The 15,067-nt window shown below is 72.1% G+C and carries 8 protein-coding genes; 4 read left to right on the forward strand and 4 right to left on the reverse strand.

Annotated elements, in window-relative coordinates; genetic code table 11:
• Nucleotides 1-42: 42 nt before the first annotated feature.
• On the forward strand, nt 43-1,383 hold the full coding sequence (locus tag ACIBSW_RS09375) for a glycoside hydrolase family 43 protein (RefSeq protein WP_354729643.1): 1,341 nt from the start codon (nt 43-45) through the stop codon (nt 1,381-1,383).
• A gap of 281 nt (nt 1,384-1,664) precedes the next feature.
• Complete coding sequence (locus ACIBSW_RS09380) at nt 1,665-4,622, forward strand: BTAD domain-containing putative transcriptional regulator (protein WP_354729645.1); 2,958 nt, start codon at nt 1,665-1,667, stop codon at nt 4,620-4,622.
• On the opposite strand, the gene ACIBSW_RS09385 is transcribed toward ACIBSW_RS09380, so the two are convergent.
• A complete protein-coding gene (locus tag ACIBSW_RS09385) occupies nt 4,619-5,092 on the reverse strand; it encodes a hypothetical protein (RefSeq protein WP_354729647.1) in 474 nt (157 codons plus the stop codon). The two genes, ACIBSW_RS09380 and ACIBSW_RS09385, sit on opposite strands and share 4 nt — an antisense overlap.
• Before the next feature lie 129 nt (nt 5,093-5,221).
• Between ACIBSW_RS09385 and ACIBSW_RS09390 the strand changes: the two genes are divergently transcribed.
• Together ACIBSW_RS09390 and ACIBSW_RS09395 are read left to right on the forward strand one after the other, a co-directional pair.
• The gene (locus tag ACIBSW_RS09390) at nt 5,222-8,629 is read left to right on the forward strand and encodes a hypothetical protein (RefSeq protein ID WP_354729648.1); all 3,408 of its coding nucleotides are present in this window, start codon (nt 5,222-5,224) and stop codon (nt 8,627-8,629) included.
• A gap of 169 nt (nt 8,630-8,798) precedes the next feature.
• Nucleotides 8,799-12,242: a hypothetical protein gene (locus ACIBSW_RS09395; protein WP_404799287.1), complete on the forward strand. Its 3,444-nt coding sequence runs from the start codon at nt 8,799-8,801 to the stop codon at nt 12,240-12,242.
• On the opposite strand, the gene ACIBSW_RS09400 is transcribed toward ACIBSW_RS09395, so the two are convergent.
• Genes ACIBSW_RS09400 through ACIBSW_RS09410 form a run of 3 tightly spaced genes read right to left on the reverse strand, consistent with a single transcriptional unit; the run spans nt 12,200 to nt 15,065 of the window.
• Nucleotides 12,200-13,597, reverse strand: a complete 1,398-nt coding sequence (locus tag ACIBSW_RS09400) for an MATE family efflux transporter (RefSeq protein WP_404799316.1) — start codon at nt 13,595-13,597, stop codon at nt 12,200-12,202. The two genes, ACIBSW_RS09395 and ACIBSW_RS09400, sit on opposite strands and share 43 nt — an antisense overlap.
• Nucleotides 13,594-14,586 (reverse strand): aminoglycoside phosphotransferase family protein, encoded by a 993-nt coding sequence (locus tag ACIBSW_RS09405; RefSeq protein WP_354722836.1) that lies wholly within the window; start codon nt 14,584-14,586, stop codon nt 13,594-13,596. The genes ACIBSW_RS09400 and ACIBSW_RS09405 overlap by 4 nt, the downstream gene beginning before the upstream one ends.
• A 56-nt stretch (nt 14,587-14,642) precedes the next feature.
• Complete coding sequence (locus ACIBSW_RS09410; protein WP_354722834.1) at nt 14,643-15,065, reverse strand: hypothetical protein; 423 nt, start codon at nt 15,063-15,065, stop codon at nt 14,643-14,645.
• Between the last annotated feature and the right edge of the window lie 2 nt (nt 15,066-15,067).

Here is a 15,067-nt window from a genome sequence, read left to right on the forward strand (position 1 = left end):
GATGAACGCCATCGATTGTTACCGGTCACAATTGGAGGAGCCGTGCACCGACGAATCCTGGCCGCCGCGCTGGGCGGCCTGCTGTGCGGCGCCGCCCTCGCCGTGGTTCCCGCGAATACCGCCGCCGCGGCGGGCCCGGCACCGCACTACCTGATGACCGCGTTCACCAACTCCAGCGAGTCCAACATGTACGTCTACGACTCGTCCAACGCCACCGACTACAGCCTGATCCGGGCGAACGCGTTCACCCCGCCGTCCGGGCTGATCCGCGACCCCAGCGTCATGCGGCACACCGACGGCTACTACTACATCGTCTACACCACCAACTGGACCGGGAACACGATCGGCTTCGCCCGCAGCGCCGACCACGTGAACTGGACGTTCCTGCGCAACGTCACCGTCGGGCTCAACGGCTCGACCGGCAGCACCTGGGCGCCGGAGTGGTTCAAGGACACCGACGGCAGCATCCACGTCATCTTCTCCGCGTCGACCGCGGGGACGGCGGGGCAGTTCCAGCCGTACCGGATCACCGCGACCAGCGCCGACCTCTCCACCTGGAGCGCACGCGCGGCGATCGGCATCCCGGCGAACCACATCGACACCTTCGTCGTGCGCTCCGGCGGCACCTACCACGCGTTCGTCAAGAACGAGACCACCAAGTACATCGAGCACGCGACGGCATCGTCGCTCACCGGGCCGTGGACCTTCACCGGTACGGGCAACTGGGCAGGCTGGGGCTCCGGGCTCGAGGGCCCGGCGCTGGTGCAGCTCCCGTCGGGCGCCTGGCGGCTCTACTTCGACCAGTACGGCGCGGGCCGCTACTACTACGCCGACAGCACCAACCTGAACACCTGGTCGGCCAAGACCGAGCTACCCGGGCTCTCCGGCACCGTCCGGCACTTCACCGTGCTGCGCGAGAACGTCGGCGACAGCACCGCCGTGCCGACCGGCAACCGGTCGCTGCGCTCGGCCAACTTCACCGACCGGTACGTGCGGCACCGCGACAACCTGGGCTACCTCGACCCGCTGAGCGCGGCGAGCAGCGCCGCCGACCGGCAGTCCGCGACGTTCACCGTGGGCGCCGGGCTGGCCAACGGCAACTGCTACTCGCTGCAGTCGGTCAATCCGGCCGGGCGCTACCTGCGTCACTACAACAACCGCCTGGTGCTGGCGACCAACGACGGCACGGCGACGTTCCGCAACGACGCCACCTTCTGCGGCCGCGCCGGCCTGTCCGGCACCGGTACGACGTCGTTCGAGTCGTACAACTACCCGGGCTTCTACATCCGGCACTACAACTACGAGCTGCGCATCGACCGCAACGACGGCAGCGCGACGCTGCGGGCGGACGCGTCCTTCACCGTCACCACGCCGCTCGCCTGATCCGTCCGGCCGGCGACCGTGCGCTTCCCCCAACCCGCACGGTTGCCGGCCGGCGCGAAAGTCTTGTCGAAGGGTAGGTCGCCCGTCGCGCTTGGCCTCACCTTGACGTCCCGATTCCCCCGTAACGCTCCGCGTAACCGGGCGAGGGCGACCATTCCCCTTCAACGAGATCAATACTCGTCGACGGACCTTGTACGAAGCATGGGATACTGGACGCGATCCTTGTAGATATCTTGAATCTCCTGGTGGGGAGCGTCTTGCGAAGGGTGTGCTGAGGTCAGTTGGCGGCGGAGTTCGGGGTGCTCGGCGCGGTGGAGGCCCGGATCGGCGGCCAATCGATCGTCATCGGACACGCTCGGCAACGCTCCGTTCTCGGCGTGCTACTGGTCGAGGCCGGCCACCCGGTCACGGTCGACCAGCTGATCGACCGGGTGTGGGGCGAGGACGCCCCGCAGCGGGCCGCCGGCGCGCTCTACAGCTACCTGTCCCGGTTGCGGGGTGCCCTCGCCGCCGAGGTGGCGATCGAGCGCCGGCCCAGCGGGTACGTCCTGGCCGTCGACCCGCAGACGGTGGACCTCCACCGCTTCCGCCTGCTGATCACGCAGGCGCGGGCGGCGGAGTCGGACCAGTCGGCCACTGAACTGACGACCCGGGCGCTGGCCCTGTGGCGTGGCGAACCGTTCGCCGGCCTGGACACCCCGTGGCTGGCCGCGACGCGGCGGCTGCTGCTCAGCGAGCGGTTCGCCGCCGAACTGGACCACAACGACGTGCTGCTCCGGCTGGGCCGGCACGGCGAGCTGTTGCCCGCGCTGGCCGCCGCCACCGACGAGCATCCGCTCGACGAACGACTCGCCGAGCAGTCGATGCTCGCCCTCTACCGGTGCGGCCGCCAGGCCGACGCCGACGAGCGGTACCGGCGGATCCGCCGCGGCCTCGCCGACGAGCTCGGCAGCGACCCCGGCGCCGCGCTACGCCGGCTGCACGAACGGATCCTCGCCGCCGACCCCACCCTGGGCATCCCGGCCGGTGACGCCCGCGCCCCGGGCGTCCAGCTCGCCGCTCCCCCGACGGTGCCGGCGCAACTGCCGGCGGACGTGCGCGCCTTCACCGGGCGTACCGGGGAACTCGCCGCGCTGGACCGGCTGCTCGCGCCGCCCGAGGGCGACGAGCCGCCGCTGACCGTCGCCCTGCTCTCCGGCACGGCCGGCGTCGGCAAGTCCGCCCTGGCCGTCCGCTGGGCGCACCGCGTCCGGGAGGCGTTCCCCGACGGACAGCTGTACGTGAACCTGCGCGGCTACGACGCCGAACAGCCCGTCGCGGTCGCCGACGCGCTGGCCGGGTTCCTGACCGCGCTCGGCGTACGGGGGCCGGAGATCCCGCCGGGGGTCGACGAGCGCGCCGGCCGCTACCGGTCCGAGCTGACCGGCCGGCGGATGCTCGTGCTGCTCGACAACGCCTCCTCGGTGGAGCAGGTCCGGCCGCTGCTGCCCGGCACCGGCTCCTGCCTGGTGCTGATCACCAGCCGGGACTCGTTGCCCGCCATGGTGGCCGTGCACGGCGCCGAACGGGTCGGCCTGGACCTGCTTCCGCCGGCCGACGCGGTCGGCCTGCTGCGCCGCCTGATCGGCACCCGGGTGGACCACGAGCCGTCGGTCGCCGCGGACCTGGCCGCGGCGTGCGCCCGGCTGCCCCTGGCGCTGCGGATCGCCGCCGAGCTGGCCGCGGCGCGCACCGACGTCTCGCTGGCCGAACTGGTCGCCGAGCTGGGCGACCACCGGCTGCGGCTGGACCTGCTCGACGCGGGCGGCGACCCGCGCGCCGCGGTCCGCGCCGTCTTCTCCTGGTCGTACCAGCACCTGCCGGCCGACGCGGCCCGGGCGTTCCGGCTGCTCGGCCTGCATCCGGGCGACAGCGTGCACGTCGATGCCGTCGCGGCGCTGACCGGCGCCGACGTCGGCGAGGCCCGGCGGCTGCTCGGCGTGCTGGTCCGCGCCAGCCTGATCCACATCGGACGCGGCGGCCGGTACGGCATGCACGATCTGCTGCGGGCGTACGCGGCGGAACTCGCGACGGCGCACGACCCCGCGCCGGACCGCAAGGCCGCGCTGACCCGCCTGTTCGATCACTACCTGGCCGGTTCCGTCGCGGCGATGAACGCGCTCTACCCGGAGCAGTCCGCGGCCGGCGGCGACCCGGACGCGGCCCGGAACTGGATCGAGGCCGAGCGGCCCAACCTGGCCGCCGCCTGCCTCCACGGCGCCGCACACGGCTGGCACCGGCACGCCATCGACCTCGCGGGAACCCTGTTCCGCTATCTCGACGCCGGCGGCCCGGTCGCCGAGGCGGTCACCGTCACCGCGTCCGCCGTCTCGGCCGCCCGTGCCGCCGGCGACCGGGCGGCACAGGCCCGGGCGCTGTCCGATCTGGGCCGGCTGCACCGGCGGCAGGGACGCCTCGACGAGGCGGCCGCGATCTACCGGCAGGCCCTGGCCCTCTACGCCGACCTCGGCGAGCGCGCCGCCGAGGCGGTGGCGCTGCGCAACCTGGGCAGCGTCCACTGGCGACTCGGCGACTACCGGCAGGCCGCGGAGCATTATCAGCGGGCCTGGACACACCACCGGCGGCTCGGCGACGAGGCCGGGCAGGCCGACGCCCTGGTCCAGCTCGGGCTGGTCGACGCCCGGCTCGGCGACGAGGAGCAGGCGACCGAGCGGCTGCGGGCGGCCCTCGAACTCTCCGCGCGGCTCGGCGACCGGTTCAGCGAGGCGTACGTGCTCTCCCTGCTCGCCCGGCTGTCCCGCGAGCCGGCTCAGCTCGAACGGGCCGCCCGCCACCTCGAACAGAGCCTCGCCGCGGTCCGGCAGGCCGGCGACCGCACCGCGGAGGCGTACGCGCTGACCGATCTCGCCGCGATATACGCCCGCGGCGGCCGGCTCGCCGACGCGGCCGGTCACCTGCGTCAGGCCCTGGTCCTGCACCGGCAGATCGGGGACCGGGCCAGCGAGGCCGAGGCGCTCAACGACCTCGGCCAGGTCCTGCGCGCCGCGGGCGACGCGGCCGACGCCCGCGCCCAGCACGACCAGGCGCTGGTCCTGGCCCGGGAGATCGGCGACCGGTACGAGCAGGCCCGCGCCCACGACGGAATCTCCACCACGTGCGGCGGCGGGCCACACCTTGACCTGGCCCGGCGCATCTTCGCCGACCTCGCGGTGCCCGCCGCGCCGCGCGTCGAACCTTAGGCCCTGAGCACGCCGTCCACCCAGAGCACGGTGACCGGGAGTCCGCGGGCCCGGGCGTACGCGACTATGTCCGCGGTGCCGCCCAGTCCGCGGGCCGGACGGCCGTCCCAGACGGCGAAGAGATGGTCGCAGCGCTCCACCAGAGCCTGACCGGCGGCGAGGAAGGCGTGCTCGCTGGGCTCCGGGTAGGGCATGGTGACGACCGTCGCCGCCGCCCGCCTGAGCTCCTCGAACCGCGCCCGGCTGTCGTCCGCGATCAAGGTGCCGGCGTAGCCCTCGCACGGCAGCACCACCTCGAGGGTGCCGCCGGCCGCCAGGATCTGCGCGGCGAACAGCTGGTCAGCGCCGTCGGCGAGGTTGGACACCCCGTGCGGCCGGGCGCCGGCGGGCAGCACCCGGCGCCAATGGTCCACCACGTGGTCGACGATGGCCGGCGGGAGAATTCGATGACCGGTGACACCGAATCGCACATCGACCTCCGTACCAGGGCTCGTCCAGCTCGAGCGCACCATGACGATACGGTCTCCCGCCTTCCTGATGGGGGCAGTGACAGGGCACAATCTGTCGTCGCCGTACGCGCCGACCACGGGGGACTTGCAATGACCTTCAATGGGTTCATTTCGTACAGCCATGCCGCGGACGGCCGGCTGGCCCCTGCCGTGCAGCGGGGTCTACACCGGTTGGCAAAGCCTTGGCATCGTCGGCGCGCGCTGTGGATCTTCCGAGATCAGACCGGTTTGGCGGTGACGCCAGGGTTGTGGTCGTCGATCCAGACGGCGTTGGACGGCTCGGAGTATTTCGTGTTGCTCTCCTGTCCCGAGGCGGCGCAGTCGCATTGGGTGAACAAGGAGATCGAGCACTGGATCGCCACGAAGTCGGCGGATCGGATCCTGCCCGTGGTGACCGACGGGCAGTGGGCGTGGGATTACGAGCGTCACGATTTCACCGAGGACTCGACGGCGGTACCCGACGCGCTGCGGGGGGTGTTCACGGAGGAGCCGTTGTTCCTGGACCTGCGGTGGGCGCGCGGCAGCGAGCACCTCAGCCTGCAACACCCCCAATTCCGGGACGCAATCGCCCAGCTGGCCGCCCCTATGCACGGGGTGAGCAAGGACGAGCTGGTGGGTGAGGACGTCCGGCAGCATCGCCGGGCGCGCCGGCTGCGGTCCGGTGCGGTGGCGTCGCTGGCGGTGCTGACCCTGCTGGCGGGGCTGACCAGCGTGTCGGCGGTGCGTAACGCGGACCGGGCGACGGCCGCGGCGGCCGAGGCGTTGCGTCAGCAGCAGGAGGCCCAGGCGCAGCGCAGCAGCGCCGAGCGGTCCGCGGAGGAGGCGGCCCGCCAGCAGGAGGCGGCGCGGCAGCAGCAGGAGGCAGCGGCGGCAGCGGCGGCCGAGGCGGACCGGTCGGAGCGGTTGGCGCAGGAACAGCAGAAGCTGGCGGATCAGGCGGCGGCCGAGGCCGACCGGCAGCAGCGGATCGCCGATCAGGCGGCCAGGCGGACCCGGGAACAGCAGCGGCTGGCGAAGAAGGCCGCCGAGCGGGCACAGGAACTGCAGCGGGAGGCGCAGCGGCAGGAGGAGGAAGCGCGGCGGCTGGAGAAGATCGCCGCGGAGAACCGGCGCCTGGCCGACGAAGCCGCCAAGGAAGCCGCCCGGCAACAGGCCAAAGCGGACCACCAGCAGAAGGTCGCGGTCAGCCGCCGGCTGACCACCCAGGCCAAGGCGGCGATCGTCAACGAACCGGAGACCGCCCTGAAGCTGGGAGCGGCCGCCCAGGCGGTCATGCCTGACGCCGGGACCCTCAGCGAGGTCACCGGCGTCGTCGCAGCGACGCGCTACGCCGGCACGATCGGTGATGTGACATCGGCCGCCTACGGGCCGGACGGCGTCCTGGCAGCCCTCGGCACTGACGGCAAGGTGTCGCTGTGGAACGCGACCGACCGGACAAATCCGGTCCGGATCGCCACGCTCAGCGATCCTGTCTCGGCCGACGCCGATCTGACGTTCAGCCCGGACGGGCGAACCCTGGCCTTTGTCGACCAGGGCGCCGCGGTCCTGTTGGACGTGGCCGACCGGTCCCGTCCGGTCCGGCTCATCACGCTGTCGACCGACGACAAGTTGACCTCGATTGCGTTCAGTGGAGACGGGATCACCTTCGCCACGGGCGACCGTGACGGGACCACGACGCTATGGGACATTGCCGACCGCTCCCGGCCCCGGCGACTCTTCACGTGGGACGCCTGGTCCCCTCCCGACCTCGAACCCGGACAACCCGCTCCCCCAGGAGGGGGACGATTCACTGCGGTGAATGGTCTCGCGTTCAGCCCGGACGGCCGAACCTTGATCGTGGACGTGTACGAGCGTGCCACGGCATTCGACGTGACCGATCGGACCGATCCCGCCGCGTTCCGCTTCGCGGTCACCCTCTGGTTGTCCCAGCCGATGATGTTCGATCCGACCGGATCAACCCTGGCCGCCGCGGATAGCAACGGCAGAGTGAGTTTGTTTGACCTGAGGCGTACGGAAACCGCCCGGGGAATGCAAAGTCAGATTGAGCCGCCGGACATGCCCGCCGAGGAGCCGGACGACGGTCCGATCGTGCCGCCGGACCTCCCTCCCGAGGCCTTCGATGAGGACAACTGCAACATGGATGACATAGCGGAGCGACCCATCCCCGTCTGTGCGGTGAGCGGCCTCCCCGGTGATGTCACGGCGGTCGCTTTCAGCGCGGACGGGCACTATCTGGCCGCCGGCAGCGATCAGGGCGTGGCTATGGTGTGGGACCTCAAGACGTCGGGCCAGGTATACAGGCCGGTCGTCACCGTGCAGGCCGGCGGCGGGATCCGGTCGGTCTCCTTCGACCCGGACGGGGAAACGCTGGTCACCGTTGACAGCTCGACGACGGCGACCTTCTGGAACGCGCACCCCCTCGGTGCTCCGGACCTGCTCGCCGCGCTCACCGTCCAGGGTGCGCAGGTTCAGGCGGCGGCGTTCCGGCCGGACGGACGTTCCCTGGTCGCCGCCGGCTCGAACGGCACAGCGAACTCCTGGAATGTGACCGATCCCGCCCGGCCGGTCCGGGGTGCCGACCTGACCATCCGCGGCGGGGAGGTCAGGTCGGTGGCGTTCAGCCCCGACGGCCGCACGGCGGCGGCCGTCGGGAAGCAGGACGGCCTGCTGACGCTGACGGATCTGACCCGCCCGGCACAGCCGGTGGTGCTCCCCACCTCGACCCAGGCCGCGGCAGAGACGAACGCGATGGTGTTCAGCCCGGACGGGCGCACCCTCGCCGTCGTCGCCGGCCCCACCAGGTTGCTGCTGTGGAACGTGGCCGACCGGGCCCGCCCCGCCCTGCTGGCCACGCTGAGCGGCGGCGTCACCTTCGGGGCCGCGGTGGCCTTCAGTCCGGACGGACGCTCCCTGGCCACCGGCGGCGGCGATCGGGCCCTGACGCTGTGGGATGTGACCGACCGCTCCGCACCCGCACGGCTCGGCACGTTGGCCGGCCACAACCAACCCGCGAGCTCGGTGGCCTTCAGCCCGGACGGGCGCACCGTGGCGAGCGGCGGCTCCGACGCCATCGCGATGCTGTGGGACGTCACCGACCGGGCCCGCCCCCACCGGCTGGCCACGCTGACCGGCCACTACGGCGCCGTGAGCCCGGTGGCCTTCAGCCCGGACGGCGGCACCCTGGTGACCGGGGATCAGGGCTCCGCATTCCTGTGGGACATCGCCAACCCGACCGGGCCGATGCGGCTCGTCACGCTGCATGGCCTCGGCGGCGGTCCGCAGGCGGTGCTGTTCAAGCGCGACGGGCGCACCCTGGCCGTCGCCGCCCGGTCCGGCCGTCGGCCCCCGGCCGTCACGCTGTGGAACTACACGAAGCTGAACCGGCTTCGCGCCGACCCGGCCGCATACGCCTGCGTCAGCGCCGGCCGCGGCCTGAACGCCGGCGAATGGGCCCGCTACATTCCCGAGATCCCGTACCGGCCTACCTGCGCCGGCTGACGGCTCGCCGCTCGCGACGGTGCCCGGGAACCGATGCGTTCCCGGGCACCGCGCGGTAGCGGTACAGGAAGGGCAGTGCGCCTTGGATGAGTAGCCCGGCTTCCCATCGGGGCAGTGACAGGCGACAATCTGTGGTCGCCGATCGTGCCGATCCTCGGGGGAACCGGTAATGACCTTCAATGGGTTTATTTCGTACAGCCATGCCGCGGACGGGCGGCTGGCTCCCGCCGTGCAGCGGGGTCTGCACCGGCTGGCCAAGCCTTGGCATCGCCGGCGTGCGCTGTGGATCTTCCGAGATCAGACCGGTCTGGCGGTGACCCCCGGGCTGTGGTCGTCCATCCAGACGGCGTTGGACGGCTCGGAGTACTTCGTGTTGCTCTCCTGCCCCGAGGCCGCCCAGTCGCACTGGGTGAACAAGGAGATCGAACACTGGATCGCCACGAAGTCGCCGGATCGGATCCTGCCCGTGGTCACCGACGGCGAGTGGGCATGGGACCGGGAGCGTCACGACTTCACCGAGGACTCGACGGCGGTGCCGGAGGCGTTGCGGGGGGTGTTCACCGAGGAGCCACTGTTCCTGGACCTGCGGTGGGCGCGCGGCAGCGAGCATCTCAGCCTGCAACACTCCCGTTTCCGGGACGCGATCGCCCAGCTGGCCGCCCCGATGCACGGGGTGAGCAAGGACGAACTGGAGGGTGAGGACGTCCGGCAGCATCGCCGGGCGCGGCGGCTGCGCTCCGGTGCGGTGGCTTCGCTGGTGGTGCTGACCTTGCTGGCGGGGCTGACCAGCGTGTCAGCGGTACGTAACTCGGACCGGGCGACGGCCGCGGCGGCCGAGGCGTTGCGGCAGCAGCAGGAGGCGCAGACGCAGCGCAGCAGCGCCGAGCGGTCCGCGGAGGAGGCGAGCCGGCAGCAGGAGGTGGCGCAGCAGCAGCAGCTTCGGGCGGCGGAAGCCGCGGCCGAGGCCGAGCGCTCGGAGCGGTTGGCGCAGGAACAGCAGCGGCTGGCGGACGAGGCGGCGGCCGTGGCGGACGAGGCGGCGGCCGCGGCGGACGAGGCGGCGGCCGAGGCACGGCGGCAGCAGCGGATCGCGGATCAGGCGGCGAAGCGGACCCGGGAACAGCAGCGGCTGGCGAAGGAGGCCGCCCAGCGGGCGCAGCAGCTGGAGCAGAAGGCGCAGCGGCTGGAGGCCGAGGCGAAGCGGCTGGAGGCCGAGGCGCAACGGCTGGCGAAGATCGCCGAGGAGAACCGGCGGGCGGCCGAGGAGGCCGCCAAGGAGGCCGCCCGGCAGCAGGCCAAGGCGGACCACCAGCAGCGGCTCGCGATCAGCCGGCGGCTGACCACTCAGGCCCGGGCGGCGATCGTCAGCGATCCGAAGTCGGCCCTGATGCTGGGGGCGGCCGCCCAGGCGGTCCTGCCCGACATCGAGACCCGCAGGGAGGTCACCGGCGTCGTCACCGCGACGAGTTTCGCCGGCAGGATCACGGACGCGACAGCGGCCGCCTACGGACCCGACGGCGTCCTGGCGGTCCTCGACATCGACCTCAAGGTGTCGCTGTGGAAGACGACCGACCCGAAGAACCCGGTCCGGATCGCCACGCTCAGCGATCCCGTCGCGGCCGACACCGACCTGACGTTCAGCCCGGACGGGCGGACCTTGGCCGTTGTCGACCCGCAGGGCGCGGCGGTCCTGTGGAGCGTGGCCGACCGGTCGCGTCCGGTCCGGCTCGCCACGCTGCCGGGCACCGTGACGGCGATGGCGTTCAGCAGGGACGGGACCACGCTCGCCACGGGCTACCAAAGTTCGGCAACGACACTGTGGGACCTGGCCGACCGATCCCGGCCCCAGGAACTCGGCACGTACTACTACCACGGACCCGGCATGAGTTTCGACGTGGATGGCCTTGCGTTCAGCCCGGACGGACGCAGCTTGGTCGTGGACGAGGGCCTGTCCACGTACATCCTGGACGTGACCGATCCGTTCGATCCCTTCGTGGTCCGCACGTTTCCCGGCGTGCCCGGAAGCACGATGGCGTTCGATCCAACCGGAGCAACCCTGGTGCTGGCGCAGGTCGACGGCGTGCTGACCGTGTACGACATGAGACGTCCGGCCACCGCCCGGGTCGTGAAAGGTCAGGTTGAGCCGCCGACGATGCCCACCGACGACGTGGACCCCGCCGACGGCCCGGGCAACCAACCGGTGCCGCCGACGATCCCCCCGGAGGAGCCGGACCCCGCCGACCACCCGGACGACCAGTCGTACTGGCCGGTGTCCGGTCCGACCGATCTTCGCGCGATCGCATACAGCCCCGACGGGCGCTATCTTGCCGCCGGCGGCAAGCAGGGCACGGCGATGGTGTGGGACCTGACCGAGATGCGGAGGCCCATGCTGGTCAACACCGTGCGGGCCAACGGCGCGATCAACACGGTCTCCTTCGACCCGAAGGGGCGAAAGCTGGTCACCGGTGACACCTCGGCGACGACGACCGTGTGGAACACCGTGCCCCTCACGAGTCCGGACCGGCTCGCCGCGCTCAACGTCCCGGAAGGGCCGATTCGGGCGACGGCGCTGAGGACGGACGGACGCAATCTGGTCGCCGCCCGCTCCGACGGCAAGGCCAACTCCTGGACGGTCACCGACCCTGCGCGGCCGGTCCGCGGTGCCGACCTGGCCCTTCGCGGTGGAGAGATCGGGGCGGCGGCGTTCAGCCCCGACGGCCGCACGGCGGCGGCCGTCGGGAGGTTTGACGGGCTGGTGACGCTGACGGACGTGACCCGCCCGCAACAGCCGGTGGCGCTCCCGGTCCCGTTCGCGGTCGGGTCCGGGACAGGGACCGCGTTCGCGTTCAGCCCGGACGGGCGCACCCTCGCCTTCGCCACCTGGCCCCACCTGGTGCTGTGGGACGTGACCGACCGTACCCGTCCCGCCCTGCTGGCCACGCTGAACAATGTCGTCCCCTGGGGAGGGTCGGTGGCGGCCTTCAGCCCGGACGGACACACTCTGGTCACCGGCGCCGACCGGATCCTGACACTGTGGGACATGACCAACCGCTCCGCCCCCGCCAAGCTCGGCACGCTGGCCGGCCACACCGACAGGGTGGAGTCGTTGGCCTTCAGCCCGGACGGGCGCACCGTGGCGACCGGCAGCAGGGACGCCACGGCGATGCTGTGGAATGTCAGCGAACCGGCCCGTCCGCGCCGGATCGCCTCGCTGGCCGACCACGACCACGCGGTGACCGCGCTGGCTTTCAGCCCGGACGGGCGCACCCTGGCAACCGGAGACAACGAGTACGAACTGGTCCTGTGGGACACCACGAACCCGGCCGCACCGATCCGGCTCATCTCCATGCGCGGCCCCGGCGACGACGCGGTGCGGGGGATTCTGTTCAAGCGCGACGGGCGCACCCTGGCCGTCACCGTCAACGCCAACGAAAGAAACAACACCGCCGACATGAATCGCGCGAGCGTCACGCTGTGGAGCTACGCGAAGCTGCACGGCATCCTCGCCGACCCGGCCGAATACGCCTGCACCGCGACCGGCCGGGGCCTCGACGCCGAGGAATGGGCCCGCTACATTCCCGAGCTCCCGTACCGGCGCACCTGTACCCGCTGACGGCTCGGCGCCCGGGAACCTCCTGCGTTCCCGGGCGCGTGGTGCAGGACGAGCAGCGCGACGAGGGCGCAGAGCATGTCCCCCGCGGAGATGGCGAGCCAGATGCCGGTGATCGTGGTGTGGCCGGCGGCGAGAACGAGGGGGATCTTCACCAGGAGCAGGCCGCCGGCGGAGAGCAGGTATGCCGGCCGCGCGCGGCCGAGGGATTGGAAGTACGCCGAGACCAGCGGAGTGATGCCGCCGAAGGCGAGGCCGATCGCGAGGATGCGTAAGGCGTGCACGGCCGCCGGGGTGACGGCGGGGTCGTGCGTGAACACGGCGATGAGGGGCTCGGCGGCCAGGCCGATGGCGAGGGCCGCGAAGGTGCTGTAGCCGATGGTGGCCCGCAAGGCCAGGGTACGGGCCCGGTGGACCCGCTCATTCAGGCCGCGACCCGCGTTGTAGCCGACGACGGGTTGCAGCCCTTGGCTGATGCCGATCTGCGGCATGGCGGCGAAGGTCTGTATGCGGGCGCAGACGGCGTATGCGGCCAACGCGGTGGCGCCCGCGGCGGTGGCGGCGAGCACGTTGTTGACGAGCACGGCGAGCAGGGTGGCGCCGAATCCGGCGAGGAACGACGGGGCCCCGATGGCGATCAGCGCCCGGACGGTCGGGCCGTGCGGGCGCAGGTCCCGGGCCGTGACGCGGTAGGGGCGTCCACGCTGGACGAAGAAGAACCACAGGCTCATGCCGGCGGAAACGGCCTGGCCGCCGACGGTACCGAGGGCCGCACCGCGCACGCCCAGGCCGAGGCCGAAGATCAGCAAGGGGTCGAGGGCCATCTGCACGAGGATCGGGATCAACCAGATCATGGTGGCGTATCGCAGGCGGCCCTCGGCGCGGATGAGGCTGGAGAAGCCGGTGGAGACGAGCGCGCCGCACAGCAGGATCACGGCGTATTCGCGGGTCAGGCCGCGGGTGGTGTCCTGCGCGCCGAGCACGGTGAGCAGCGGTTCGAGGGCGATCAGCCCGCCCACGGTGGTGGCCGCGGCGCAGGCCCAGAAGAGCAGGAAGGCGTTGCCGGTCGCGCGGGCCGCGCCGGCCGGGTCGTCCGCGCCGAGGTGCCGCGAGACCAGGGAGGCGCCGCCCGCGCCGACCGTGGTCGACACGGCGCCGAGAATGAGCAGGACGGGCGCGGCGAGGTTGACCGCGGCCATGGCGTCGGTGCCGACGCCGCGGGCGACGAACCATGCGTTGGTCAGGGCGTAGACGCCATAGGCGCTTACCGACAGGGTGGTCTGCGAGCAGGTGTGCCACAGCAGCCGCCCGATGCCGCGGCTGCCCAGCGCCTGCGTGCCGTCGACCGGGCCTTTCAGTGCGCGGCCTCGCCGAACAGGACCATGACCTCGCGCAGGCGCTCACGGGCCCAGTCGTACTGCTTGGTGTCGGTGTGGCCGCGGTAGTCCGTCTCGATGATCATGATGAGGACCAGGTACAGCGTGTACAGCCTGCGGCGCTCGCGTTCGGAGTCGCTGAGCCCGGGATGGCCGTAGCCGCGCAGGAAGGCGGCGGGGTCGCCGACGGCGGGCAGGTCGATCGCGGTGAAGCCGGCCTCGATGAGCGGGTCGCCGTAGAAGGCCCGTTCGTGGTCGATGATGCAGACGATCTCGCCGTCGCGCACCATGACGTTGCTGTCCCACAGGTCCCACTCGACCAGGTGGGGTTCGGTGACCTCGTCCAGGTGGCCGGCGCGCCCGGCGATGATCTTCCGGATGAGGGCGTAGTCGTAGCCCAGGTCGACGGCGCGGCGCTCCCCGTCGGCGAGCACGTCGCCGATCATGCGGGTGAAGCAGGCCCGCCAGGTCGGGTCGCCGGGGCCGGCGAGGGGCCCGAACGCGGTACCGCGGATGCCGTTGATGCCGCGGGTGGCCGCGCCGATCGCCTCGTTGTACGCGTCGAGCTGGTCCGGGGTGAGGGTGTCCCGGACGATGCCGAGGTTGTCCGCGTCGATGAAGGGCATGAAGAAGTAGTCGGCGTCGCACAGCTCGCGACTGCGGTCGGCGTAGTCGACCGGGGGGACGGGCACGTCGCTGTTCGTCCTGATCAGTTCCAGCGCGGCGAGTTCGATGCCCATGGCGCCGTGCTCGTAGGTCATGACCTCGATCTGCGGCGGCGGGGCGATCTTGCAGACGACCCGGCGGCCGTCCGCCAGCCGGATGAGGTAGGCCACGTTGAACCAGCCGTGCCCGAGCTCGCTGACCCAGTCCTGGTCACCGGGGTTCGGCACCTGGTCGACGCCGTAGGCGCGGCCGATCATCGCGCGCAGGGTCTCGGGCGACTGGCGGTTCTTGGTGATGCTCTCCATGGTTCCCGCACGGTAGTGGGAGAGCGCTCTCTGCGCCATCCCGAAAAAGAACGCCGTCAGGCGGCGAGGACGCCTGCGGCGGTCACGGGTGGCCGGGACTCGGCGAGGACGGCCGAGATCGTCTCGGGCTCGACCGGCAGCTCGGCCGCGCCCGCGCCTGACACCGGTCGTGGCCGGCGCGGCCGCACCCGGCCCGAGCTGCCGCCGCGGCCCGGGTAGACCATCAGGCCGTTGACCGGGTCGGGCACCGCGTCCAGGGCGGCGCGCACGGCCGGCAGGTCCCGGAACACCGGCCACTGCTCGTCGCCGCGGAAACCGATCTCGAACAGCACGCCCCAGCTGTGCCGGTGCCAGTGCCACTCGTACGCGCCGTTGGTCACGGCGGCCTCGGTGAGCGCGTTGCCGTGCGCGTCCTGCCAGCGCGCCGCCGATAGCGCCGCGCCGTCGAAGACCTCGATCGACCACCATTGCAGGTCCATGG

The sequence above is a fragment of the Actinoplanes sp. NPDC049668 genome, assembly GCF_044465445.1.
Lineage (GTDB): Bacteria > Actinomycetota > Actinomycetes > Mycobacteriales > Micromonosporaceae > Actinoplanes.

Excerpts from the sequence above, each read along its gene's own strand:
- ACIBSW_RS09395 (WP_404799287.1), top strand. The coding sequence starts at position 8,799 with ATGACCTTCAATGGGTTTATTTCGTACAGCCATGCCGCGGACGGGCGG.
- ACIBSW_RS09410 (WP_354722834.1), bottom strand. The coding sequence starts at position 15,065 with ATGGACCTGCAATGGTGGTCGATCGAGGTCTTCGACGGCGCGGCGCTA.
- ACIBSW_RS09405 (WP_354722836.1), bottom strand. The coding sequence starts at position 14,586 with ATGGAGAGCATCACCAAGAACCGCCAGTCGCCCGAGACCCTGCGCGCG.
- ACIBSW_RS09390 (WP_354729648.1), top strand. The coding sequence starts at position 5,222 with ATGACCTTCAATGGGTTCATTTCGTACAGCCATGCCGCGGACGGCCGG.